Origin of the sequence: Paraferrimonas haliotis (assembly GCF_002282895.1) — a bacterium.
Lineage (GTDB): Bacteria > Pseudomonadota > Gammaproteobacteria > Enterobacterales > Shewanellaceae > Paraferrimonas > Paraferrimonas haliotis.
Genome location: NZ_NRRB01000006.1, coordinates 149427 through 174421 on the forward strand (window position 1 = coordinate 149427; position 24995 = coordinate 174421).

General features: G+C 47.4%; 18 protein-coding genes. 11 read left to right on the forward strand and 7 right to left on the reverse strand.

Features of this window, described 5'->3' with window-relative positions; genetic code table 11:
- Both CLC91_RS12675 and CLC91_RS12680 read left to right on the forward strand, forming a co-directional pair.
- The gene (locus tag CLC91_RS12675) at window positions 1-2166 is read left to right on the forward strand and encodes a VIT and vWA domain-containing protein (protein WP_095500498.1); all 2166 of its coding nucleotides are present in this window, start codon (window positions 1-3) and stop codon (window positions 2164-2166) included.
- Window positions 2167-2276: 110 nt separating this feature from the next.
- Window positions 2277-2939 (forward strand): HEPN domain-containing protein, encoded by a 663-nt coding sequence (locus tag CLC91_RS12680; RefSeq protein ID WP_158220744.1) that lies wholly within the window; start codon window positions 2277-2279, stop codon window positions 2937-2939.
- A gap of 57 nt (window positions 2940-2996) precedes the next feature.
- Here the strand turns inward: CLC91_RS12680 and CLC91_RS12685 are convergent, their stop codons facing one another.
- Window positions 2997-3617, reverse strand: coding sequence for a porin family protein (locus CLC91_RS12685; protein ID WP_095498722.1), 621 nt, complete (start codon window positions 3615-3617; stop codon window positions 2997-2999).
- Between the two features lie 310 nt (window positions 3618-3927).
- Here CLC91_RS12685 and CLC91_RS12690 point away from each other — a divergent pair, with 310 nt between their 5' ends.
- Complete coding sequence (locus tag CLC91_RS12690; RefSeq protein WP_095498723.1) at window positions 3928-5400, forward strand: peptide MFS transporter; 1473 nt, start codon at window positions 3928-3930, stop codon at window positions 5398-5400.
- 67 nt (window positions 5401-5467) lie between these two features.
- The gene (locus tag CLC91_RS12695) at window positions 5468-6310 is read left to right on the forward strand and encodes a hypothetical protein (protein ID WP_095498724.1); all 843 of its coding nucleotides are present in this window, start codon (window positions 5468-5470) and stop codon (window positions 6308-6310) included.
- A gap of 95 nt (window positions 6311-6405) precedes the next feature.
- On the opposite strand, the gene CLC91_RS12700 is transcribed toward CLC91_RS12695, so the two are convergent.
- The 6 genes from CLC91_RS12700 to CLC91_RS12725 form a co-directional block, all read right to left on the reverse strand.
- Entirely contained in the window at window positions 6406-8475 is a 2070-nt protein-coding gene (locus CLC91_RS12700; RefSeq protein WP_095498725.1) for a hypothetical protein, read from the reverse strand.
- Window positions 8476-8615: 140 nt separating this feature from the next.
- Entirely contained in the window at window positions 8616-10076 is a 1461-nt protein-coding gene (gene rimO, locus CLC91_RS12705; RefSeq protein WP_095498726.1) for a 30S ribosomal protein S12 methylthiotransferase RimO, read from the reverse strand.
- A gap of 211 nt (window positions 10077-10287) precedes the next feature.
- Window positions 10288-11403, reverse strand: a complete 1116-nt coding sequence (locus CLC91_RS12710) for a type 1 glutamine amidotransferase domain-containing protein (RefSeq protein WP_095498727.1) — start codon at window positions 11401-11403, stop codon at window positions 10288-10290.
- An 88-nt stretch (window positions 11404-11491) separates the two neighbouring features.
- Window positions 11492-12799, reverse strand: coding sequence for a HAMP domain-containing protein (locus tag CLC91_RS12715; RefSeq protein ID WP_095498728.1), 1308 nt, complete (start codon window positions 12797-12799; stop codon window positions 11492-11494).
- A gap of 20 nt (window positions 12800-12819) precedes the next feature.
- A complete protein-coding gene (locus tag CLC91_RS12720; protein WP_095498729.1) occupies window positions 12820-13509 on the reverse strand; it encodes a response regulator transcription factor in 690 nt (229 codons plus the stop codon).
- Window positions 13510-13519: 10 nt separating this feature from the next.
- Window positions 13520-14986 (reverse strand): S41 family peptidase, encoded by a 1467-nt coding sequence (locus CLC91_RS12725; RefSeq protein WP_095498730.1) that lies wholly within the window; start codon window positions 14984-14986, stop codon window positions 13520-13522.
- Between the two features lie 290 nt (window positions 14987-15276).
- Between CLC91_RS12725 and CLC91_RS12730 the strand changes: the two genes are divergently transcribed.
- The 7 genes from CLC91_RS12730 to CLC91_RS12760 all read left to right on the forward strand — a co-directional run bounded on the left by CLC91_RS12730 (window position 15277) and on the right by CLC91_RS12760 (window position 24986).
- Window positions 15277-15870: a class I SAM-dependent methyltransferase gene (locus CLC91_RS12730; protein ID WP_095498731.1), complete on the forward strand. Its 594-nt coding sequence runs from the start codon at window positions 15277-15279 to the stop codon at window positions 15868-15870.
- A gap of 4 nt (window positions 15871-15874) precedes the next feature.
- On the forward strand, window positions 15875-18445 hold the full coding sequence (locus tag CLC91_RS12735) for a DEAD/DEAH box helicase (RefSeq protein WP_233132630.1): 2571 nt from the start codon (window positions 15875-15877) through the stop codon (window positions 18443-18445).
- Window positions 18446-18616: 171 nt separating this feature from the next.
- Window positions 18617-19780: a Na+/H+ antiporter NhaA gene (gene nhaA, locus CLC91_RS12740; protein WP_095498732.1), complete on the forward strand. Its 1164-nt coding sequence runs from the start codon at window positions 18617-18619 to the stop codon at window positions 19778-19780.
- Between the two features lie 89 nt (window positions 19781-19869).
- Window positions 19870-21912 (forward strand): TonB-dependent receptor, encoded by a 2043-nt coding sequence (locus tag CLC91_RS12745; protein ID WP_095500499.1) that lies wholly within the window; start codon window positions 19870-19872, stop codon window positions 21910-21912.
- 133 nt (window positions 21913-22045) lie between these two features.
- Entirely contained in the window at window positions 22046-22477 is a 432-nt protein-coding gene (locus CLC91_RS12750; RefSeq protein WP_095500500.1) for a hypothetical protein, read from the forward strand.
- Window positions 22478-22591: 114 nt separating this feature from the next.
- Window positions 22592-24028, forward strand: a complete 1437-nt coding sequence (locus CLC91_RS12755; RefSeq protein ID WP_095498735.1) for a TolC family protein — start codon at window positions 22592-22594, stop codon at window positions 24026-24028.
- Window positions 24015-24986, forward strand: coding sequence for an HlyD family secretion protein (locus CLC91_RS12760; protein WP_095500501.1), 972 nt, complete (start codon window positions 24015-24017; stop codon window positions 24984-24986). The genes CLC91_RS12755 and CLC91_RS12760 overlap by 14 nt, the downstream gene beginning before the upstream one ends.
- Window positions 24987-24995: the final 9 nt, after the last annotated feature.

Consider the following 24995-nt stretch of genomic DNA (forward strand, 5'->3'; position numbering starts at 1 on the left):
ATGTCATATTCTCAAGAACAGCAGCGCGCTCGCCATCAAAACAATCCACTTAAACAAGCACGCCTTTCGGTTGAAGTGCAAGGGATCCTCGCCATCAGTACTTTAAGGCAAACGTTTCATAATGACAGCGACACTGTTATAGAAAGTTTGTACCAGTTCCCACTGCCAAGCGACGCGGCCTTGCTTGACCTTAAAGTAACCATTAATGGCCAAGTATTCCAAGGGGAAGTTCAACAGCGTAAACAAGCTCAGCGCGCTTATGAAACCGGTGTCGCAGAGGCGAAACGCTCAGTGATGTTAGAACAGCTTGATGATGGCTTATACGGCTTGAGTCTTGGTAATTTAGCTGAAAACGATACCGTCGAAATTGCCATTACCATAGCAAGCCTTATTAGCCACGGCGATGGTAAGTGGCACTACTTTATGCCGACTGTTATCGGCCCGCGCTACGGTTATTCTCGAGTATCAGCCGAGCACACGCCGTTTAATAGCATTTTTGCAGAATATCCGTTAGCGGTTGAGGTGACGGTTGAGCAAGAGTTAACGGGCGAGATCCGCAGTAACTTGCAAAGTGACAAATCTGGCTTGGGCTATGGCGGCAAGCAGCAGAGCTTTAGCGGTTATCTGGACGAGCAGTTGCATTTAAGCTGGAGCTCATCACTGACTCCTAGTTATGCGTATCAAGCCCGCGATCAATACGGTAACAGCAATTTGATTGGGCTGATTCAGCCGCCCAAGCCACGTCAGCCTCGCTGGTTTGAGCGCAGCGTTAAGCAATCAGCTAATGTGCAGCTGGTGGTGGATTGCTCCGGCTCCATGAGCGGTTTGTCGATTCAACAAGCGCGTCAAGGCTTGCAGCAAGCACTTAGTCAGTTTGGTGAAAGCGATTTGGTGAATTTAATCCGGTTTGGCAGTCATCACGTGACCACATTAAAGGGGCCAGGCCCCTTTTCTGGGCGCAACAAGCAACAGCTGTTGGCTGAAATCGAAACCCTTAATGCCGATCTTGGCGGTACCAACTTGTGGGAAGCGTTAGACACCGCCATCGAAGGCTTTGGCGGAAAATCGGGCGATATTTTGCTGCTTACCGATGGCCAAGTGTGGGGCTCGGATTACTCGAATAAGTTGCTACGTAAGGCACAGCAGCAAGGTATTCGCATCTTTACGGTAGGCGTGGGTAGCTCGGTGTCTAACGAGATACTGGAGTTGTTGTCTAAAGGCACTCAGGCCAACATGTTGCTGCTGGATCAGCATAACAGCATGGCACGGCAACTCAGCACGCTTATTGAGCAGCTTAACAGCGCAAAAATTACCTGTAGTAGTAACCTTGAAGGCGGCTATTTGCAGCAACCTAAGGCGGTATTTAGCGGCGTAAGCCAGCCTATGTACTATGCCGCGCCGACGCTTCCGGAAGCGGTTAAGCTGGACTTTAACTGCGGTGATTCGCTGGTTGAGGCGCAGCAGTTGGCTATTGAGCCGGTTAGCGGCGTTTGGCAAAAAGCGCTTAATCAGCTGGTGTCGCAGCAACAGCTGGCGAGTTTTAGCGACGAAGGGCAAGCAGAAAAATTTGCGCTCATGCACCAGTTGATGAGCCGCCATACCGCCTTTGTGTTTGTGGATAAAGCCAGTGTAGAGGGCGCTGACGGTATACCGACCATGGTGAATGTGCCGCAAATGCAGCCTAAGGCTAGCATGATGATCAATGCAAAAGCTTGCTACAAAGAGGCGCCAATTATGGAGTTGACTTCTCGAGTTATCGAAGCTGATTACGCTATGGAAAGCTTCGAAGACAGGCATGAAGTTGACATGTTTACCCCTAAGAAAAGGATACCAAGCGAGCCCCAAAGCTTTGATGACATCGCTATAGCGCTTTTAGAAGAAGCCAATATCCGTTTGGATCGCCGTCATCAGACACCCAAACCGTTTAGTTTAATTGCGCTTACGGATGCCGGCTTTGAAAGCTTTGTTGCCAGAAACCTGCAACCGCTCGCCGATGAGAAAGATGAGCATGCAGCAGTTTGCTGGTGGTTACTCTCGCTTAATAAGCTGTATTCGGTATTGTCTGTGCGGGTTGAGGCCTATTGCAAAGCGCAAGCTAAAGGACTGCATCCGGAAGATGATCTTAAGGTTATGGCTAAGGTGCTGTCGAAACATCGAGCTTTCTAGCAACCAGCCAAAAAGGGGCCAGGCCCCTTTTTTTGTGCTCGAGCCGAATGCTGGCTAAAAGGCAGCAATCTCGCTACAGTTAGCCAGTATCTTTTGATAGTGGAGAAGCTATGAGCAGCTATAGCGAGCTAAAGGAAAAACAACGAACTTTGCGTGACGCGTTTCCAACCGATATGGGGATGCGTGTTCATAGAGCATTAAGCTGGCTAAATCGTGCAGAGCAATGTGAAAATGACGAAGACAGTCGCGTTATTTTTCTCTGGATTGCGTTTAACGCCGCCTACGCTAACGACGTGGATGCGCAATATCGGCAGCGAGAATCGGCCATGTTTAGCCAGTTTCTTAAGCTGCTCCATGAGCTGGATAGCAAACGGTTACTAAGCAATGTGGTTTGGCAGCAGTTTAGCAGCGCCATTCGCTTGCTTCTGGGTAATCAGTTTGTTTATCAACCGTTTTGGGACGCGCATAACAACCCTGAAGGTGACCAAGACTGGAAGAGTCGATTTAAGGCGGAATCGGACTTTGTGAATAGGGCGATGGGCCGACAAGATACGGCTGAAGTGCTAAGCGTGGTGTTTTCGAGAATTTACACGCTTCGAAATCAGCTGGTTCACGGCGGAGCTACTTGGAACAGTCAGGTCAACCGAGCTCAGGTTCGCGATTGCTCGGCCATGCTGCAAGCCTTGGTGCCGGCGATTATCGACATCATGCTGGACAACCCGAGCCGCTTTGTTGGCAGCCATCATTACCCGGTGGTCGAGCTCGGTCGCTAAAAAAGGGGCCAGGCCCCTTTTTTGCAAGGCCCCTTTTTTGCAAGTTAGCTATCAAGCTTAAAAGCGGTAGCTAACGCCAAGGTTTAAGCTCGACACCTCAAGCGTCTCGTCTTCTGTGCCAAGGTCAATGTTAAATGCATTGCCTTCCCAAGCTAACCGTAAACCGAAATTCTTGCTCGGTGTTGGGAAAAACTCTACGCCGAGGCCGAAGTGGAAGGTACCGGCACTGCTGTCGTCAAACACAGATATTGGCTCTTCGTTCAGCTCGAGTACGCCAAGGCCTGCGTATGCAAACGGACGCACACCATTGTCGAAGGTGTAGCCTAGGTTGGCAGAAGCGTTAATGGCCGTGGGTTTCCATGCGTACCCGCCTGCACCTGGCACCTTATGCTCACCATAGTTCACGTATGAGGCTTCCACTGACACGATGCGGTTAATCTTGTAGCCAGCAAGCAGTTTAAGCGAATTACCTCCTTCGATACCGTCGGCATCGGAGTCATCTAGGCTGGTTATTTCGCTTTTAATAAACCCAAAACTACCGCCAACGTAAAATCCAGCATCCGATGCTGCATTGGTGGAGGCTGCTGGGGTTTCTGACGTTAGTGGAGTTTGCTCTTGCGCGTTTGCGGTAACCGCGGTGCAAGCCAGCAAAAGTGCGGATATAGGTAAAATCTTCATGATAGTCCTTAGTGTTCCGTTAATATTTATTAATTCCTTTTTTGCAGTTTCTTCATGAATCTGCGTAATTATTGTGCATTGCTTAGGTGCCGTATTCAAGCTCAGCCTTAAAAAGGGGGCCAGGCCCCTTTTTGGGGTTCCTGTAAAGGGGGCCTGGCCCCCTTTTGGATGCGCCAAGCGATGTGAGAAAACCACCAAGCAATGTGTGCAGCTCAGGCAAGCTGTGAAGCCGGTGCGCTTATCAAAGCCCACAAGTTGGTAGGGTTTGGCCTTTGATTAAACGATAAGCACAGGTAAAGAAGTACAGCGTATGTGGAATACCCTTAACCGGTCGATGATGTTCGTCCAAGCCATGTTTGGCCTCGCCTTTTACGGCGTGATGGTCATTCTTACTCGGTTTTTCCTAGAAAAACTGAACTACAGCGAAGCCGATACCATGATGGTGGTGGGCGCTTTCTCATCCATTGGACCTTTATTTTCCATAGCCGGTGGCTTTATCGCTGACCGATTCCTCGGCGCTTATCGCTCGCTCACCATTAGTAACGCAAGCTTTGCCGTAGGCTACGCACTGCTCGTCTTTGGCGCATCGATTGCCAGCGTGCCAATGAGCTTAGGCGGCATCGCGCTGGTTAGCTATGCTCGCGGCTTGATGTCGCCAAACTTCCCTGGTCTGTTTAAGCGTACCTTTGCTAAAGCCTCGGACTTTGAAAATGCCTTCCCAATCAACTACTCAGTGAACAACGTGGGCGCTTTGTTGGGGCAATACTTGTACCCAATGTTTGTGCTGTACATTGGCTTTAACGGTGGTTTTGCTCTATCAGCCGCCATGGCAGGCTTGGCGTTCCTAACGCTAATTCTCAACCAAAAACGCTTTATTTCAGTGAGTTTGGAAATTGATAAAACGCCGGTAAGCGCAGGTAACTGGGTCAAATTCTTAGCCTTGTCAGCCGCTATGATAGGTCTGGTATTTTTCATGTTCTCCGACATGGAAATGGGCAAAAACATCGTTTACGTCATCGGTGGAGCCGCCATCTTGTACTTCACCTGGCTCATGATAAAAGCCGAGAAGTCGGAAGCCTTGCGCATGGGCACCATTTTAATCATGACCTTTTTGACCGTATGCTTCTTCGTGTACTACGGACAAATGATGACCTCGATGAACATGGTGGCCATTAACACCTTACAAGGCGATTTATTTGGCGTGATCCCACTAGAGCCAGAAGCGGCCCAGGCCATGAACCCACTATGGTGTGCGGTGGCCGGTCCTATCATTGCGGTGGTATTCCAAGCGCTTGAAAAACGTGGTGTTAACTTCACCACAGCCACCAAAATTGGTTTCTCATTTATCTTTACCGCCATCGCTTTCGGTATCCTTACTTTTGCGGTTCACAACGTGGGTGAAGACGTCATCATTCGTCCTGAAGTGTTCCTAGCGGTTCATTTCTTCCAAGCGTTTGCAGAAGTGATTGTGGGCAGTTTAGTGGTTGCCTTTATTTTGTCGGTAGCCCCTAAGCGCATCGAAAGCTTTTCAGTGTCACTGTTCTCTGTGGCCATGGCCGTGAGTGGCATTATTGGCGCGGTTATATCAACCACGATTGCGCTTGAAAAAGGTCAGCAAGTTACCCAGCACATCGTACAAACCGTGTATGGTGACTTCTTCCAAATGTTGACCACGCTTGCAGTTGTGATGGTAGCCGTCGCCTTTATTTCATCCTTTGTGGTGAAGAAAATGCTAGCGGCTGCGGAAAAGGCACAGCCCACAACCGACGACATCAAAGCGTAAATTAGCTGAGGGTAACTCAAAAATCCGGTAATCTAGCCATTAGCAATGGAGCAAGGAAACCACACTGATGGCTAGAGAGCGGATAATCACCCAAGTGCTACTCACCTTAGCACTCATCGCAACCATAGCGGTTGCCCAGTTGCGCAGTTTCGACAGCGCCGCCAAAGACTACACCGATGAAGCTCTGGTTAACGCCGGAGCCACCTATGCCGCAGCTCGCATACTGAATGCCGGAATCTCGTCACTGCAAAGCGTCGAGCTGTCGGTTGGCGTGGCGTCGTTTTCTCCCGGCGAAATGCTGGACCCACTTAATGATCTCATCGAACGTTTCTCTTGGATAACCATGATGGCGCTGGCGTCACTTGGGATCCAAAAACTCGGCTTAGTCATCATCAGCTCTAATTTATTTAATGTGCTGTTGTTTGCCGCAGCGGGCTTTTGCTTAACAAGCCTGTGGTGGGCCAAAGCCGCACGCTATCGACGTCAAGCCATAGGCACCTTTGCCTTACTCACGATTTTCCGTTTTTCCCTTGCAGCGATGGCCTTGCTCAACTCCTCGGTGGAGCATTACTTTTTGACCGACATTAAACAGCAAGCCAGCATTGGCATCGAGCAGGCTGCGTCGACCCAAAAATCCAGCACGCAACTGCAATCCAATAACGCGGTAACTAACAACAACGCCAGCGTGTTAGAATCGGTGCAAAGTGCTTGGCAAGCGGCCAAGTCATCGGTGAATGGCCCTAATCAAAAAATTCAGCAAGCGGTTGATAACATTGACCAAGCCATGAACAGCATCTTAGATATGATCACCTTGTTTATTTTGCAAACCATTTTGCTGCCCTTGCTGTTTTTGTATGGGCTTAAGCGATTGGCGGAAGGGGTGATTGGCTGGGTGATAAAAGAAAGCTGATGATCGCAGCAACGCGGTTCATCAGCTTTGTTGGTTATAGCAATTAACTTATGCAGCGAGCTCAGCCAACGAGCTCAATCCACGAGCTCAGCTCACTAGTTCACGCGATTAAAGAACAGCTGCTCAGTGGCGCCATCTTCAGTCACTTCTAAGGTTAAGCGCGTTGCGGTGACCTCTTGTACCGTAATTAGGGCATCGCTTTCTGGATTCAAGCCAATGTCGCCATTGAGATCGTTAACAGCAGAAACCAGAAGCTCTGAGGTTTCTGAGTCGACTGAGTATTGACCAAACTCCATACCCGCGCCACCTTCGCCTTCTGGGTTTACTTCGTAGTGGACGTAGTTGCCATCATCAAAGAAAGTGAAAGCCAGTACAAAGCTCTCGACGCTATTGAGGTTTTCACCTGAGTCATACACCCATGTACCCACTAATGAATCACTGCCTGCAAGTTTCATAAATACGACAGAATCGCTTTCAGCTTGCTCATCGGCGCATTGCTCAAATGCGGTAACGCTTAGGCTTAACTCATTGTTAGCGGTACTTTCCACAACAACAACGTCACCACCGGATTGCTCGCCACAAACGCCAGCATCGCTTAAACCGGCACTGTCGTTGTCGTCGTAGAAATCACTGGTTTGATACAGTTCATTAGCACCGCTTAGGGCAAACAGTCCCCACTCCATGCCTTGGTGACCTTGCGGATCAAAATCGGCTTGCAGATACACCTCATCGTCAACAAAAGTGATGATAGATATCGAGTCGCTGCCGTCTTTTTGATACCAAGTACCTTGTAGCTCGATTGGCTCTGGCTCAGGAGCTGGCGCTTCAGTTGCGGTGCGAGTCCAATATTCGCTGTAGCTGTAGGCATTTTGCAGTGGGTCGAAACCGCTACCAAAAATAATGAAAGTATCGGCGTCAACCGTTTGCACAAATCGGCTGCTATCATCGCCAAGATGCTGATTAAGATCAGCAAGACTCAGCATCATCGGCTCCTCAAACATTAGCGCGTCATTGGCCATGTCATTCATCACCGATTGGCAGCTAATAGCTTGATTATCGTCGATCGCCAACATGAATTTATCCTGATAATCGACGTCAGCTTGGTAGCCACTGTTTTCGTCGTAGCGAACGCCCACAGTGGCGGTGTCTACCATCATCTCAGGACAAACGCTCAGCATGCGAGATACTTGCCATTGGCCGCTAATATCGATGGCCGGAACCAGTAACTGCGCCACCTCAGAAAAGTCATCCTCGTCACTAGCGCCAGAAGCTTCTAATGCAATTTCAACGGCATCGGAGTCGTCGCTAAATTCTATCGGGGTAATCAACCAATTGCTGGCGCTATCATCACTACCAAAATCTAAGCTCAAGCGACCGCTTTCATCGACTTGCCAGCTAACCATCATGGTTTGGTCTAGGGCATAGTTATTCGATTCGGTAGGCGCGTATTGTGCCTCACCACTGCCATCACTTGATAACAAGATGCTGGCAATAGGGTGTTCAAACCCCCAAACAGCAAAGCGCTTGTCGTTGATAAAGTCAGCCTCAAAGGCAACATCGGACAGTTCGTTTTGCTGTAGCGTTTGGTTGAAGTGAGCCAAAGCATCTCCGCCAGAAACCAGCTCTACAGTGGCCTCATCTTGGCCACCGCTGCTAATTAGCGCAATAACCTCGGCTGAGTTTTCAAAATCTTCAACGGACTGGGTAAAGTCGATGGCGCTGGTGGCGGACTCTTTAGCGGTATCCGTGATGGTAATGCCGTTGCTTGGGTCGCCGTCTTGATCTAAGGTTTGCAACAAACGAATGGCGTTGAGTACCGCAGGGTCTAGCGCCGACTCAGCAGCGAAAATCTCTAAAGGGGTGAGAATGGCAGCGGGGGTTACCGACGGAAAACTAACCGCGCCAATGGTAAAGACGATGCTATCTCCCACTTCATATTCGAACGTGCCATCGTCATCGGTAACGCCGCTAATGGTTTCGCCGCCTTCGGTGGTGCGGGTATAGCCGATATTAATGACTGCACTATCAAGCAATACGCCGCTTTCTAACGGCTCTTCCGTTGGTGGCGGTGTTACAGGCGGTGTGACTTGGGGGTCGTCTGATGAATCGGAACCACAAGCATAGATGAGCGGGATCAGCGCAAGGCTGAGCAGGGACTTTTTCATGAACGCATCCTTGTAAAATGTGAAGGTATAACTTGTTATTGTTTTGTTGCAAAACAGATTACAAGAGATGCGCGTATTAGATCAATTACTAATTTAGAGGTATCTGAAATAACTTTGGGTTAGGACTATAGACCCCAGCGCTAGCCAAGCTCCTCGATCGCTCCATTCTCGTCACGAACAACGGTGCCGAATAGGTCATAGTCGTTGGCGAACTCGATGCTGGCCCACACCATTTGCCCCACTTCCAAGTCAAACTCACCGCCTAGGATCACCTTGCCATCCACCTCGGGGGCATCGGCGTAACCACGGGCAACCGCGCCTTCGTCGTTAATTTCGTCGACAATCACTCGCATTTCCGTACCAACGCGAGCTTGCAGGCGTTCGCTGCTGATGCGAGCAGCGACTTCCATAAAGCGCTGATAGCGATCTTCCATAACGTCGTCGGGGGTGAGTTCGGCTAAGTCATTGGCCACAGCGCCGTCGACAGGGCTATATTTAAAGGCGCCAATGCGATCGATTTGCGCTTCTTCGAGCCAGTCGAGTAACAGCTGGAAGTCTTCTTCGGTTTCACCAGGAAAACCAACAATAAAGGTAGAACGAATCACCAAATCAGGGCACATCTCGCGCCACTTCTTGATTTGCTCTAAGGTGCGCTCGGCCTTGCCCGGACGCTTCATTGCTTTTAGCACTTTAGGGCTGGCGTGCTGAAACGGAATATCCAAGTAGGGCAAGATTTTGCCTTGCGCCATTAATGGAATAATTTCATCCACGTGCGGGTAGGGGTATACGTAGTGCAAGCGAACCCAAGCGCCCAGTTTCGCCAGCTCATGGCAAAGCTCGGTCATGCGGGTTTTTACCGGCATGCCATTCCAAAAGCCGGTGCGGTGCTTGGTATCCACGCCATAAGCTGAGGTGTCTTGGCTAATAACCAATAGCTCTTTAACGCCGGCATTTACTAAGCGTTTGGCCTCATCCAGCACATCGCCAATAGGGCGGCTGTCTAAATCACCGCGCAGGGCAGGGATAATGCAAAAAGTGCAGCGGTTATTGCAGCCTTCAGAAATCTTAAGATAGGCATAATGACGCGGAGTCAACTTTACACCGTGATCCGGAATCAAAGACTCAAGCGGGTTGTGTTGTGGTTTAGGCAGCAACTCATGAACCTGCTCAAGCACCATTTCATAGGCGTGAGGACCGGTAATGCCCAGCACGCTTGGATGCACTTCGCGAATTTCATCTTCTTTGGCGCCCAAACAACCGGTCACCAGCACCTTGCCGTTTTCCGCCAAGGCTTCGCCAATGGTATCCAGTGATTCCTGCACCGCTGAGTCAATAAAACCGCAGGTGTTCACAATCACCAAGTCAGCACCCTCAAAGGTATTAACCACATCGTAGCCTTCAATGCGAAGCTGGGTAAGTATGCGCTCACTATCAACAAGGTTCTTTGGGCAGCCTAGCGACACAAAACCAATGCGATTACCCTTAGGCTTATCAGTCAATTGGGTCGATGCATCCGCCACCAATTGAGCTTGCTCATCAATGGCTTTTTGCGGCGCATTCATGGTGGTTGTTTGCTTGGGATCAAAGTGATTTACGGTCATAGTGCACCTAGATATCTGGAGCTGGGTGGTAACGGGTTTGTGGGCGCGAAGTATACAGGAAAATAGCTAGATTGTCTGGTGAATAGAATATCTTTAAACAAAACTGCAGCTCCATGTCTATTAAAGGTGTGCATTGATTGCAACCAGACTTTTCTCGGTTCGTGTTCGGAACACATTAACATTTTCGTTGTCACTCTGAAGCCTAGTTAGACTATTCACCTGTCCACTTTGCTTCCAAAGCTTCGGGTAATTTAAAGTCTGAAAATTGTTTTTTCGCGGCTTGATAGTGAAACTCTGCCATGCTGTTTTCGCCTCTATCCAAATATGTACTAATGAGATGAAGTGAGTACTTTGGATGCTTAAAATGTTCTCCAATTTTTTCCATTAATCGCAGTTCTCGTGCTTTATCTTCCTCTGTGTTCGCTAACTTGTATGCATAGATGCCATAAAGAGCTAAATACATCTTATTATACCGCTCCGGATTTTTAACCATCGCTAGGTCGATATACGAAACCCCCATATAGCGTGCTTTTGATATCAACTCCATTGTGGCTTCATCTTTAAATAGAGCACGCTCAGCTGGCGTCACTCCTATTTGGATTAGTAGCGCTTCTGCAGCTTTAGCTACTGACATTGGGTTCTGTGCTGTAATCAAGTTTCCATCACGTGTAACAAATGGAAGCATTGGACTATTAGCGACAAAATGTGCACCACGCTTTTCCAATTCTGTTTGAATAATTATCGGGTACTTTTCTACGTTTTCTTTCTTGAATGCGTAGTCTTCAACAGAGGTAAAACTGTTTACGCGTTTACCAGCTACATAAAAACTTCCATCACCTAGCTTTATGTCTAACAGTGCAGCCGGTCCATGACACACAGCCGCAATTGGCCTGTCGGCTTGTGCAAATGACGTCAACCACCTTTGAGTATGCTTTTCAAATGGCAAATCAAAGACAGCGCCATCTCCACCTACGACAAATACCGCATCATAGGTGTTTTGGCTCGCTTGTACTGAAGACAATGTATTTGCAAGTTGCTTCATCCCTTTTGTCTGCTGCTTAAACAGTTTGATGTATGCCAAATCATCTTTGTTGTTTTTAACTAAAACAGCGCCGCCTTGAGGACTGACTATATCTATCTCTACTCCATTTTTATGAAAAACTAGATAACTCTGAACGAGCTCTTCTAAATCGTAAGACAGCGCAGGATCAATTTTTCCATGACCTGAAATAAGCATCGCAACTTTTTTGGTTTCTGTATTTGATGCATGTGTAGCACCTGAGGCCGTTAACACACAGAAGAATAAAAGGCTTAGTAATCTTTTCATAATATGTCTCCTAAAATTGGGCACCTTGTTTGCTAGGCATGAGACATATTTTATTGATGAGACTGTCGTGTTTTTGTGAAGAGATGAATTATTTATTGATGAATACAACTTCTACTGAAAATAACCCTTGTTTGTGGTTTGTATTGACCAAGAATTGCCATTGGCATGTATCACAAATTCGTTCAATTAAACTTAGCCCTTGGCCAATGCCTTGGCTACCTAAACCTCTAACCCCACTAGCTTCAAAGTTCTCAGGAAGAGGTCGTTTAAACTCATTGGTGAATCGCAAACTGCTTTCATTGAGTATGATTTCTACATGCGGTCCACTCGCATGAGTAACTACATTCGACAGTAGATTGTTGACTAAAATCTCTAGCAGATTTCTGTTTGCCGATATCGTGACATCCTTACTCGGCATATTGATATTTAAGTCGAGCAGTTGACCATTAGCCGTGTGGTTGAGTCCAAAATGGTTTAATACACAGTTTTCTAAAAGCCGGTTTAAAGACAAACATTCAGTGAACGATGATTCGTTTCTAGCTAATGCAAGCAATACATGAGTCGTCTGTGATAGCGCTTCGGTGGCATTTTTCATCTGCTTCACAGACTGCGTATTAAGTGATATTGACAAGTTTTCTTGTCGCTCTATGGTTTCATTAGTAAGTTGTGTTTGGCTCAGTACATTTTGCAACACACTGATTGGCGTTCTAATCTCGTGACTAATGTCTTTAGTAAAGTGAACTTCTCTAGAAAGCGCATCATTTAACTCGGTTAAGCTTTTGGTAATAGCCTGAGCCAAAGTGGATACTTCATTATTAGGCATGTGTTTCGCGAGTTCTTTTAGTGCGGTTAAATCGCCTGAGTCCACTTTTCGCACAGCATCGGCTAGATGTTCAATTGGCATGGAAATATTTCGCCCCATTTTCCAAGCAAGTAAGGCGATAATTGAACACGTAAACAAACTAAAAAGACCTAACCAAGTAACAACTGTGGTGAGGTAATCACGGCTAACTTCAAAACCAGCGACATCAGCTAAGAGAACGTATTCTTCATTGCCGAGATAGAATTTAGCTAAGTGAAAGGTCTTGCCGTTAGATAAATTGAATTCAACACGATTTGGCTCTTTTTGATGGGTTTCTTTGATTTCAGATGGTACCTCGTTCCATCCCTTGTGTAGGTTATACATTCGACCTTGTGGTGCACCTATTTTTCCACTATCGCGATACTCTTGTTCGATTAAACTGACTTGCTGAGCTACTAAGCGGTTGAAGATATTGTCCTCTATAAGCCATGAATACCCCAAAACAAACAGGCTATAAAGCAGAGCTAACGTTAGTGTTAATCCAAAGACCAGTTTAGTGATAGATGAAGATATGTGAGTTTGGGGGCTGTGCATATAGTCTGAATAATACCTCTTTAGTCTTGAGACACTAACCGGAAACCAATTCCATGAACTGTCTTAATCATAGAAAAAGCAAACGGCTTATCTACCGCATTTCGCAATGTATACATATGGCTTCTAACCGCATCGGTTTCAGGCGAATCTTCTCCCCAGATCTTTTCTACAATGTGACGTTTACTTAACGCGTTGGGGAATGCTTCTGCAAGCAAGCTTAATATCTGAAAATCTTTACTTGATAACTTGATCGATTCCCCTGCTCGTGAAACTTGGTTCGTGCTGATATCGATTTTCAAATCGCCTACTTCAAGTATCTTAGATTGGTGCAAACGATGTCGTCTAGTTAATGCAATACACCGCAAATATACTTCTTCCAACACAAAAGGCTTAGTTAAATAGTCATCGGCTCCGACACCAAACCCTGCCACCTTATGTTCGATGCTATCGCGCGCGGTAAGCATGAGGACAGGAGGAACGGTATCACATGATTTCTTAATAGCTTCACAAACCTGAATGCCATCTATGTCAGGTAACATTAAATCAAGAATTATTACATCATAATGATTTGAGCAAGCTAGTGTTATTGCTCGCGCGCCAGTTTCAGCATAGTCAACAACGAACCCTTTACTTTCTAAAAAGTTACAGAGTTGGATTGCTATGTCATGCGTATCTTCGACTATTAATACCGAGCTGTGTTGCTGACTCATTGATGCCTACCTAGTTGCGAACAGTCTCTTGATAATTCTCATTTAAAAGTAATCTGATTAAATGCAGTGACTTGTCATTGTGTTTTCCCAAAGTAAATTGATACGAGTCATCCACTATGGATTGGCCTAGCGAACTATAGTCAAATTCATTGACATTATAGTGTGGAATAACACCTTGACGAGTCAAGTCTCCATTTGGTCTAACTAACATACGTGTTGCGATGTAAGCGCGAAGTTGAGAGTGAGGTAAATTAAACAAGTTTCCCTGAGCTGACTGATTGGTAAATCCACCAGTCGTCTCACCTACTAAGGTTGCAAAACCGTTATCTTTAAGAGTTGTTGCCAGCACGATTGAAGCGGAATATGTCACTGGACCTATTAGTAAATAGGTATCACCTTTAAAGCGTCTATTTTCTGCAATGGGTTTTTCCCAATCATCCCAATCTGACGTTAGTATTTCTCCCTCATCACCTTTGTAATTGAACCAGCCTCGGTTGTCCTTGTTGAGCTTTTCTTTGAGTTTAGAAATAACCCTGAAAGGTTTATCGGCTAAGTGCCGAGAAAGATAGATTACCGTATCTGTATTCCCGCCTGAGTTGTCACGTACATCAATGATTAAGTGTTTGATGCTTTGCTTACGAATTGTTGAAAAAGTGGCATCTATAAACCTCTTAAATTCATCAGGTTCAATATCAAAATGAGCTAAATAGATGAAACCAACATCATTTGAAAGCTGTCTGTAGTAATACGGTTCTTCAAAATGGCTTGGAACGAATTCTTGTGCGGTATCATCGACTTCGGGCCAGTTACTTTGACGATTAATAGTAACTTTCTTCAGTTCTTTATCTGATGAGAACTCGACGGTGAATTCATCTAAGAAACCATAAACGGCCCACAATGCGGTATCAAAACGTATTACAGCACTATGCTCGCGTAATAATCTAGTTTCACCAGAAGAGTACTGAACTAAGTTTTCGAGAATGACACTAGTAGGAATCCCATTTATAGATTTAATCTCAGAAAACTGTGGTATCACGGTATCGCCTGTTCTGTAGGCATTTCTCAGCTCCAAGCTTCCAGTTTTAGTCCTTTTAACTTCAAATGGAAAGGTCTTACTACCTGCAGCAAGCGCTTTATTGAGTTCTTGATATGGCCAAATTAAAAGGGCATGCCCGTCTTGAAAATATGGAGTTAGTTTACCTACAACGCGATAGAACTCTACGCGTGTCATCGGCGCATTTATACTGGCTTTCAGCTCATTGGCATAGTTTCGCAACGTATCGAGATCAGCATATTCTTCAATATTAGGATGACGCTGAATAGCACCAACTAACAGTGCATCAACATCTGTGCGCATTTGTGCAACCGTTAGCTTGTGGGTCATCAATGACTCATCTTCCAAGTCGGGGTATATATCTAGATGACTTTGAGTACAGCCACCTAACGTCAAGGTTAATAACAAAACAAAGGTTCTCATGTCGAATTGCCTTTAAAAATCATAATGATTGCAAAGTATCAAATCGGTTGTGAAGATTTTGTCGTGTATAAAATATCGATGATTTTCTGAGTTCAATTGGAGCGTTATGATGAACCCTGGGTCTTAATTGTGTGACCTGCAGAGCACTTAGAAATATGGCATACAACGAGGTAAGCCAGTAAAGGGCTAATCATTGTTTGCGAGCCAAGCAACAACCACCATAGCCTTCGCGCTCCCCGTTTTGTAGAATCGTATCTCATGTAACCTGCGAACTGGCTTTAATACCCCCCATGACCACAAGCATCGATTATTACGACGCGAATGCACAAGACTTCTTCGACTCCACGGTTGATGTGGATATGCGTTCCATTTATCAGGAGTTTGTATCCAGACTCGCAGTCGGCGCAACCTTGGTGGATGCCGGTTGTGGCTCGGGTCGCGATGCGCGCTACTTCGCTCAACAAGGCTTTCAGGTGCTAGCTTTTGATGCCAGTGAAGCGCTGGTAACGCTTGCGCAAAATCGGACAGGCTTAAGGGTTGTAAAGGCACGCTTTTTAGATTTTCAAACCCTGCTTGCATCGTTGGACGGCATTTGGGCCTGCGCCTCGCTGCTTCATGTTGCTAAAGCGGAACTCTCGGCAACCTTCACCCATTTAAGCCAATTCTTAAAACCAGACGCTGTTTTCTATTGCTCGTTTAAATACGGCGATGATGAAGTGTCGCGAAACGGTAGGCGATTTACTAACCTCGATGAAGTCTCACTTGCAGCGCTATTAAAGCAAGCGGACTGCGGGTTAACAATCTCAAAAACTTGGGTAACAACCGACGTTAGACCAGGGCGAGAACAAGAGAACTGGCTCAATGCCATACTGACTAAAGGATAAAGCAGTGCTAACGGTTACAGACATTGATGCGGTGATGGCCGAGATCCATTATCAGCGCGTTGACAGCAACCCTATGGGGTATTTGTATACCCATAGCAACAATAAACCGGTCTTGGTCGATATAAACTTTGAGCTGAGTGACTTTCCTTATGTGGCTTATACCAGTTACCAAAACGAGCTCATGTTTCGCTATCAAGGGGTGTATCGTTTTATTGCTCGAACAAGGTATGAGTTTCTGCAGCAAATCGATAAATTCATTCTAAACCCACCAAAAATCGAAGATATTCAAATTCGAATCTACGGAGGGAATCGGACCGAAAAGCATCTTGAGCCGACGCCACCGGAGTTTAATTTTTCCCGCACCTTTGAAGAGGTTTTCAGTTCTAAGTCGTTACATGCTCTGCATCCGGAAGAAAAGTATGTGGATGTGGACGGTCATCTTCGTTACGTTGATTTTATGCTGCACCGGCAAACCAGCAATGTCGCCATTGAGTTAAACGGCGAGCGTTATCATCACCCCATTGCCATTACTCGCGAGCGATATTTATCACAGCTCACCAAGCAAAACTCTTTGATTTATGATGGCACTCCTGTGTATCGCTGGTCTGATAGAGGCATGCGTGATGACTTTAAGTTTAAAGACCAACTGCTGCAGTTCTTTGGGGAACCCAATGACTTTAAGGCAACACCTTATTTTAAAGGCAAAAGAAAGGTGGACTTTCAGCTTTATGAGCATCAGCAACAGGCGGTGGAATCCATCGCCAAAAAACGAAAACTTGGACAAACAGCCTTTTTAATCGAATTGCCTACTGGAACCGGCAAAACAGAAGTATTTATAGAGGACTATCGATTGCAGTTGCAGCAGGGTAATTGTTATAAGGCCTTAGCTGTTGTGCCAACTATTAACTTACGGGAACAGCTAGTTAAGCGAGTGAAAGCTCAGTTACCGTGTGTTAAGGTTTCTGAAGCATTAGATGATCAGTGCGCCGATTTGATTGTGACCACCAATGCCGCCATTGTGCGTCATTATCAGCAATTCCCTTCGACCCAGTTTGACTACCTATTAATTGATGAGGCTCATCATGCGGTGGCTCACGGGTTAAGTCGAGTGCTCGAGCATTTTACCCCTAAAACCTTGTTGGGGTTAACCGCAACAACCGAGCTGTTGTCACCGAAAAAGCTGGAAAGTATTTTTGGTAACTTTACCGCTGAATTAACCTTAGAAGAGGCGGTAAAGCGTGGTTTAGCGCCACCCATTCGTGTCTTTCGTCTAGAGTCGAATATCGATTTTTCTAAAGTGCGCTTTAATGGCAAAGAGTTCGTGAAATCGGATCTCAATAAAACCGTACAGATCCCATCGCGAGACAGTCTAATTGCCGACTTACTGGCAAAATACTTCTCCAGTGATGACCCAACAAAGCTGGCCAAGCAAGGCATCGTATTTTGCGTTGACGTTAAACACACCCAGCGCATGGCCAAAGCGCTGCAAGCAGTGGGCATTAGCGCGAAGTCGGTTCACGGCAAAGACAGCTCCGGTATTGATGAGTATTTCGCGGGTAAGGTGCAATTTTTGTGTGCTTGCCAACTGCTCAGTGAAGGCTGGGATGCACCGCAAACAAGCGTTGTGGTTATGGCCAGGCCCACCATGTCAAAAGCCTTGTATGTGCAGCAGCTTGGTCGAGGCACCCGTCTCGCCGAAAACAAAGAAGCGCTTTATGTTATTGATATCATAGACAACTACGCAGGGGCACTGCTGCAACCTTGGAACATCAATGCGCTGTTTGGGATTCCGCACTACACCCCATTTGCTGATTTAGGCAGTTACGATAATCCGGTTCCACAAACCGAAGTGACCGTGCTGGATGGATTGTATGAACAAGTGAGACGCCTTGAGCAAATTAATCTGTTTAACTTTGAAAAGGAATTTGGTGATTTGCTCAGTACAGAGCAAGTTGCTCGCGAGTGCTTTGTGTCCACTGGCACCATTACCGCTTGGTTGAAAAAAGGCGACATCACGCCTACGCGTTCAGTACCCTTTGGTCGCAGTCAGCTGCATTACTTTTCAGATGAGAACGTGCAATCGATCAAAGCCAAGAAAAACATTAAGCCCAGAACCGAAGAAACTCGCAAGCAAGACTTCTTTGAGTTTCTTGAAAAACGCGATTACACCTTTTCGTTTAAGATCATTTTCTTGCTCGCCTTTTTAAAGTGCCATCAACAAAACGGCGAAGCGAACAGCGATGATTTAGCGTCTATCTATCAAAACTTCTATCTAAAATTGCACGAACGTCATAGTAAGTGTGAAAAAGATGCCAGCCCATTGAATAACTTAGCTACTCTGCAAGACATCAAATACATTAAAAACAGCATCGCTAAAAACCCGTTTGAGAAATTTGAGCGTAAGCGCTTCTTTTATCAATCGAGCGAGCTTGCCATTACATCGGTGGATCCGGTTTTGTGGAGTAAGCTGAATAAAGGTGATTTGGAGAGCATTCGCGAGCAAATGATCAAAGACGGCATCGATTATTTTGCCAAGGTGGGTATTGCCTTGTCGGCGGATGATTTTCGGTTTTGATGTTTATTGGGTACAAATTAAAAGGCAACCAGCATCATTAAAGACGGCGACTTGATTGAAGTGGACGGCTCTAATGGGGTTGTAAGAAAAACATTTACTTGATCAAAACGACAATATTCTGCATAAAAGTATAGATTGAATGAATAACAATCAATTTATAGGTAGGTTTTTGTGCAGAAAATTGTCAGCTTTTTCAAGCATGATGCAGCGGGTGGCATCATATTGGTGTTTTCTGCCGCGTTGGCGATGGTGCTGGCGAACTCTCCGTTGTCGGAGCTCTATCAGTCCTTCCTGAATATTCCAGTTAAAGTTCAAATTGCGGACTTTGAAATCGCTAAGCCGTTGCTGCTTTGGATCAACGACGGCTTGATGGCGATTTTCTTCTTTCTGGTGGGCTTAGAAATTAAACGCGAGCTTCGCGAAGGGCATTTGTCGTCGGTGGATCAGGTTATGCTGCCGGCGGTAGCAGCGATTGCCGGTATTGCAGTGCCTGCCTTAGTTTATGCTTGGTTTAACGCGGGTGACTCCGTTGCGATTAACGGCTGGGCCATTCCGTCTGCAACGGATATTGCCTTTGCGGTGGGGATCTTCGTATTGTTTGGCAAATCACTGCCAACCTCGTTGAAACTGTTTTTACTCAGCGTTGCTATATTCGATGACATTGGTGCCATTGTCATTATTGCGCTGTTTTATTCCCAAGACTTATCGGCATTATCGCTGGTGATTGCCGTTGCCGGTTTGTTTATCGTAAGTACTCTGAACCGACTTCGTGTGAATAGCCAAGCGGCCTATATTTTGGTGGGCGTTGTGGTGTGGGCAGCGGTGCTTAAGTCCGGCGTGCATGCAACGCTTGCGGGTTTTGCGTTGGCGTGGTTTGTGCCTCTTAACGTACGCAATGCTGCAGGAGAGCGCATGCTGGAGCATTTAGAGCATGCCTTAACGCCATGGGTGACTTTCTTGGTGTTGCCAGTGTTTGCGTTTGCCAATGCTGGCGTGCGCTTGATGGATGCGACGGCGGAAAGCTTTTTAAACCCCATAACCATAGGTATCGCCTGTGGCTTGTTCATTGGCAAGCAGGTGGGCATATTTGGTTGCTGCTTCTTGGTGGTGAAAGCTGGGTTGGCGCGATTGCCGGCGCAGGCAACTTGGTTGCAGTTATATGGCGTGAGCTTGCTGTGCGGTATCGGCTTTACCATGAGCTTGTTTATAGGCTCGCTGGCATTTGCAGAGCAGGGGCTTGATTACCTGGTGAGCGTAAAAATTGGCGTAGTGGCTGGATCATTGGTGTCGGCGATTGCTGGCGCTTGGGTGTTGTCGCGCTGCAAACCCCAGTAAAACCGCTATAGGGTACGTCCCCTACGCTTTTTTTTGGCGCTTTGCTGTGTAAAGATAACCGCCCAAATAACGATAAAAATAACAAAACTATGAAGTACTTATTGCTAGCTTCGGTGGCGTCTTTTGGGGGCTTCGCTGAGCCGCTGGAAAATGATGATATTGATGAGGTGGTGGTGGTCAGCGCTAACCGCTACCAAACGCCGCTAACTGAGCTACCGGGCTCGGCGCAGCAGCTAGACGCTGACAGCTTGGCGGCGCTGAATCCGCAGCATATCCAGCAAGCGCTGGTGCAGGTGGCGGGCGCTACCTTTGCTCGCGGCGATGGGGTGGAGTATTTGCCGGGCTTAAGAAGTCCGGTACAAACCGGCCCCGGCGCCTGTGGCTCGGTGTTAAGCGCGGTTGACGGGATCCCGCTAAGAGCGGCGGGTTTTTGCAACATCAACGAGCTGTTTGAAGCGCCTATCGAGCTTGGCGCCAGCATTGAGGTGCTGTCGGGCCCTTGGAGCACCATCTACGGCTCCAATGCGCTCACCGGTGTCGTAAATGTGCTCACTCCAGACTTCGCCGAGCGTGGCTCGCAGCTATCGGTAACGCTGAGCGACAACGCTTATCATCAACTCACTGGCCTATACGATGGTCAAACAGGTGAGCACGACATTATCGCGGCCGCCAGTATCAGCCATGATGACGGCTACCGTGACAGCTCCGGCTACAACCAGCAAAAACTGCTGTTAAAGCATGGGATTACGCTGGATAGCTTCCGAGTCATCTCAACACTTAACGTCAGTCGGCTTGATCAACAAACCGCAGCGTACCTAGTGGGTAAAGATAGCTATAAAGATAAAGAACTCTCGAAAACTAACCCGGCACCAGAAGCGTATCGCAAAGCGCATTCCATTCGCTTTAGCAGTCGCATCGATGGCGGTAACGACGACCTTCGCTGGCAAATAACCCCATATGCTCGCTACGTAGATATGGAGTTTTTACAGCACTTCTTGCCCGGCACTCCGGTGGAAGAAAACCATCACACCAGTTTGGGTGTGCAAACCTCGTGGTTGTGGCACTGGTTAGAAGCGGGTGTGGATCTCGAATACACCCAAGGCTCTTTGCTGCAGTTTCAAGAAAAGCCTACTCAAGGCAGCGACTTCTTAGAAGCCACCATTCCCGTCGGCAAGCACTATGACTACAAGGTCGATGCAACCCTTGTCTCGCCGTTTGCCCAAGTCACAGTCCCTCTCACTGAACAGTTAACCATGACTCTAGCCGCTCGTGTGGACTATCAGCACTACGACTATCAAAACCAAATGAATTCCGGTCGCGTGGATGAGCAGGGCATGCCCTGCGGCTTTGGCGGTTGTCGCTATAATCGTCCCGAGTCTAGTCGCGACAGCTTTAGCGCGTTTTCGCCAAAGGCAGGACTTATTTACCAGCTCACCCCAAACCATCAGCTGTTTAGCAACGTAAGCCGCGGCCATCGAGCGCCGCAAGCCACCGAGCTCTATCGCCTTCAGCGCGCCCAAAACAAAACCGATTTGTCTAACGAAACTCTGGACAGCGCTGAACTGGGTTGGCGTGGCAACCACAATGCATGGCGCTGGCAAGCGGCCGCCTACTGGATGAAGCGCGACAACTTAATTCTTAGAGACAGTGATTTCTTCACCGTTACCGGCGGCACTACCAACCACAAAGGCATTGAAGCCAAGCTGGTGGCCCAACTTAGCAACCATTGGCAATGGCAATTTAACGGCAGTTACGCCATTCATCGCTACGGTGACGTGCCTCAGTTGGGTGATGTAAAGGGCAATCGCGTAGATAGTGCGCCAGCGTTTAACGGCTCCAGCCAGCTGCGTTGGCAACTAACTGAAGCCCTTAACGCCACCGCCGAGTGGCTGTATGTGGATGAGTACTACACAGATGCCGCTAATATGCACCAATACGATGGCCATCAATTGGTTAATCTGAGAGGGCAATGGCAAATGACCGAGGCGTTTATAATAAGCGCTAAAGTGGATAATTTGCTTGATACACGTTACGCCGAGCGCGCCGATTACAGCAATTTTTCCGGCGACCGTTATTTTCCCGGACGTGGGCGCACTGCGTACCTTGAATTCAATTACCGTATGCCGATGTAACAACTTGAAACGACTTAACGCCGTTTGAGTATGGCAAGTTATCAAGGGTTACTATAAAGTGAGATTTAGCTAATCCTAAATTGGCATAAAATGACTTGTTACCAGCGATCATTATTATTAAATGGAGAACAAGATGGATTATTTAAAAGTTACCTTGTTGGTGATCATTGGCTATTTCGCGGCTGCGCCTGAGGTGCGAGCGGACGCCGACTTCGCATACGAGTGTCGCAAACCCAACCTAACCGCTAATAACGTCTGTTACCAATACGTGCGCGGCTTTCTAGAAGGGGCTGTGTTAACCGATTACGCAACCCTTAAAGGGATTGAAGAAAACAAAGGCTTTACGTCGGATTTCAGTAAGCGTGCTTTTTCGACTCGGGTTGGGCGAAATCACGCCGGTACTCCCTCGACTTATTTTGCTAAGTTTTGCTTGCCTGGCGATCGCGTGAATAGCGAAACCGTCATTTCAGTTATCAAGAAAATTGTCCGTCGACACTCGAACGCCTCTTTTTCAAAGCAGGTTTATCAGGCAACTCAAGCAACGTATCCTTGCGAGCATCAATAGAGTAGTAACACGAAACACCGCTAAGCTATTTAGACACATGTGATTTTACTGTAAAGTGAGTGTCAATACCCTAATTGAGCGAGCTGTTATTGCAGCGCGTATTCGAGGATTTTTATGGACAAACCTCAACGAGCTAACGTAGTTAAGGGCCTATTGCTTAGCTTGTGCATAGGTTGCAGTGCTTCTCTTCACGCCAAACCCCTTACGTTTGAAGCCTCTTGGCAACAATTACTCAAAAACAGCCCTAAACTGATGGCGGAGCAGCAGCAAGTTAAACGCGCTCAGGCATCTAAAGAATCGAGTAACTCATTGAGCTATCCATCTCTTGATATCAGCGGCAGCTACACCCACTTAGAAAAGCCAATTGAGCTGGATTTGCGCGACCTAAATCCACTGGCTTCCATTGACCCCAACACACTGCCTCCAGGGCTTGGTAACGCCATTGGCGCCATCCCTGGGTCTCTGTTTGTCACGCCATTTACCGAACAAGATGTGTTTCGAGCCAGCTTAGACGCGTTATGGCCCATTTACACCGGCGGCAAGATTACCGCTGCACAGGGCATTAAAGCGGCACAGGTATCAGAAAAACAGCAACAAGCAGAACTTACTACACGTGACTTATTCACCCAGCTGGTAGACCGCTATTACGCGGTGTCGGTAACCGAGCAAATGAGCCAAACCCAAGCGCAATTGGTGCAGTCGCTGAGTTTACACGTCGAGCACGCTCAAAAGCTGGAGCAACAAGGGCAAATTGCTAAGGTGGAACGGCTTAATGCGCAAGTGGCGTTGGACAACGCTAAGGTGCAAAAACGCAACGCTGAGCGTCAACACGAAATGGCGGAAATAGCCTTGGCCAGTATGCTCAGTGAGCGTCAGCCAACGCCCATATCGCCGCTGTTTGTTTTGGATACCCAACCCAGTTTAAGTCATCTTAATAAAATCACTGTTAAAGACCATCCCGCCCTAAAACTTTTGCAAGCCAAAGAAACGCAAGCGCAAGCGCTGATTGATTTAGAGAAGGGCGGCTACTTTCCCACCGTCTTTTTGTATGGGCGTTACACCTTATACGAAGACGACAGCCTATTTGCCAAAATGGAACCAGACTGGATGGTGGGCGTAGGAGTTAAAGTTCCGCTACTGGCTCGAGATGGCCACGGTGGCAAGGTAAAAGCTGCCGCGAGTGCGCTATTGCAAGCACGGCACACCAAAGCACAAACCAAACAAGATTTGGTGCTGTTGGTGGAGCAAAATTATCGACAACTGCTCCAAGCACGAGAAGAAATTGAAGCGCTTAACAGCTCCATAGAACTGGCACAAGAGAACTTGCGCTTACGCCAAGTGGCTTTTAGCCAAGGCTTGTCGACATCGGTTGAGCGAGTGGACGCAGAGCTTAAACTGAACGGCGCTAAAGTTCAGCAACTCGGCGCGCAATATCGCTACGTACAGACTTATGCCAAATTAATGGCCATTAGTGGGCAAATAGACGAGTTTATTGGTCGAACTCAACAGTTCGCTCAACCCATTCAGGAGGAAGTAAATGCCAGCGAATAAAGTGGTAGCCGGCGTTGCCGCAATCGTGGTGATTGGTGCTTTAGGTTGGGGCTTATTGAAAGCGTTTGAACCACAAGTTCAGCCCTTGCAAGGGCAAATTGAAGCCCGTGAATACAACATTTCTTCCAAGGTGCCCGGGCGGGTTGAACAAGTCATGGTGCGCAAAGGCGACAGCGTTGTAGCAGATGACCTATTGTTCTCCATTGACAGCCCAGAGTTAAGAGCAAAACTGCAGCAAGCCCAAGGGGGGCGAGATGCAGCAAAAGCCATGTTAGCCGAGGCCGACAAAGGCGCTCGCCAGCAAGAAATTAACGCCTCGAAAGAGCAATGGCTTAAAGCAAAAGCCGGCGCAGAGCTGGCTAATACCACTTATCAACGGGTGCAAAACTTGTTTGATGAAGGCGTGGTGGCGCGACAAAAACGCGATGAAGCCTACACCCAATGGCAAGCCGCTCAGTATACCGAGCAAGCCGCTTATTCCATGTATGAAATGGCGCAAGAAGGCGCTCGTGAGGAAACCAAAGCGGCAGCAGCGGGTAATGCGTTGATGGCGGAAGGTGCGTTAAAGGAAGTCAGTTCCATTCTTAGTGACAGCCAAATGCGCTCCCCCATAGCTGGAGAGATAACGGACGTGTTGTTGCAACCGGGTGAACTTGTGCCGCAAGGCTTTCCGGTGGTGAGCCTTGTGGACATGCAAGACGCTTGGGCCATTTTTCAGATCCGAGAAGATAAGCTGTCAGAGTTTACCAAAGGGACAAGTTTCAAACTGTATATTCCTGCGCTAAAGCGGGAAGCGGACTTTGTAGTGAACCACATCAGTGTGATGGGCGACTTTGCTACTTGGCGCTCCACGGAAACCGGCAATGACTTTGACATGCGCACCTTTTCGGTGGAAATGCGACCCACTGCTGCCGTTGCTGACTTAAGAGTTGGCATGTCGGTGTTGTTAACGCCATAAGCACGCGGC

Coding starts and splice junctions, on each gene's coding strand:
- CLC91_RS12675 (WP_095500498.1), top strand. CDS start 1: ATGTCATATTCTCAAGAACAGCAGCGCGCTCGCCATCAAAACAATCCA.
- CLC91_RS12680 (WP_158220744.1), top strand. CDS start 2,277: ATGAGCAGCTATAGCGAGCTAAAGGAAAAACAACGAACTTTGCGTGAC.
- CLC91_RS12685 (WP_095498722.1), bottom strand. CDS start 3,617: ATGAAGATTTTACCTATATCCGCACTTTTGCTGGCTTGCACCGCGGTT.
- CLC91_RS12690 (WP_095498723.1), top strand. CDS start 3,928: ATGTGGAATACCCTTAACCGGTCGATGATGTTCGTCCAAGCCATGTTT.
- CLC91_RS12695 (WP_095498724.1), top strand. CDS start 5,468: ATGGCTAGAGAGCGGATAATCACCCAAGTGCTACTCACCTTAGCACTC.
- CLC91_RS12700 (WP_095498725.1), bottom strand. CDS start 8,475: ATGAAAAAGTCCCTGCTCAGCCTTGCGCTGATCCCGCTCATCTATGCT.
- rimO (WP_095498726.1), bottom strand. CDS start 10,076: ATGACCGTAAATCACTTTGATCCCAAGCAAACAACCACCATGAATGCG.
- CLC91_RS12710 (WP_095498727.1), bottom strand. CDS start 11,403: ATGAAAAGATTACTAAGCCTTTTATTCTTCTGTGTGTTAACGGCCTCA.
- CLC91_RS12715 (WP_095498728.1), bottom strand. CDS start 12,799: ATGCACAGCCCCCAAACTCACATATCTTCATCTATCACTAAACTGGTC.
- CLC91_RS12720 (WP_095498729.1), bottom strand. CDS start 13,509: ATGAGTCAGCAACACAGCTCGGTATTAATAGTCGAAGATACGCATGAC.
- CLC91_RS12725 (WP_095498730.1), bottom strand. CDS start 14,986: ATGAGAACCTTTGTTTTGTTATTAACCTTGACGTTAGGTGGCTGTACT.
- CLC91_RS12730 (WP_095498731.1), top strand. CDS start 15,277: ATGACCACAAGCATCGATTATTACGACGCGAATGCACAAGACTTCTTC.
- CLC91_RS12745 (WP_095500499.1), top strand. CDS start 19,870: ATGAAGTACTTATTGCTAGCTTCGGTGGCGTCTTTTGGGGGCTTCGCT.
- CLC91_RS12750 (WP_095500500.1), top strand. CDS start 22,046: ATGGATTATTTAAAAGTTACCTTGTTGGTGATCATTGGCTATTTCGCG.
- CLC91_RS12755 (WP_095498735.1), top strand. CDS start 22,592: ATGGACAAACCTCAACGAGCTAACGTAGTTAAGGGCCTATTGCTTAGC.
- CLC91_RS12760 (WP_095500501.1), top strand. CDS start 24,015: ATGCCAGCGAATAAAGTGGTAGCCGGCGTTGCCGCAATCGTGGTGATT.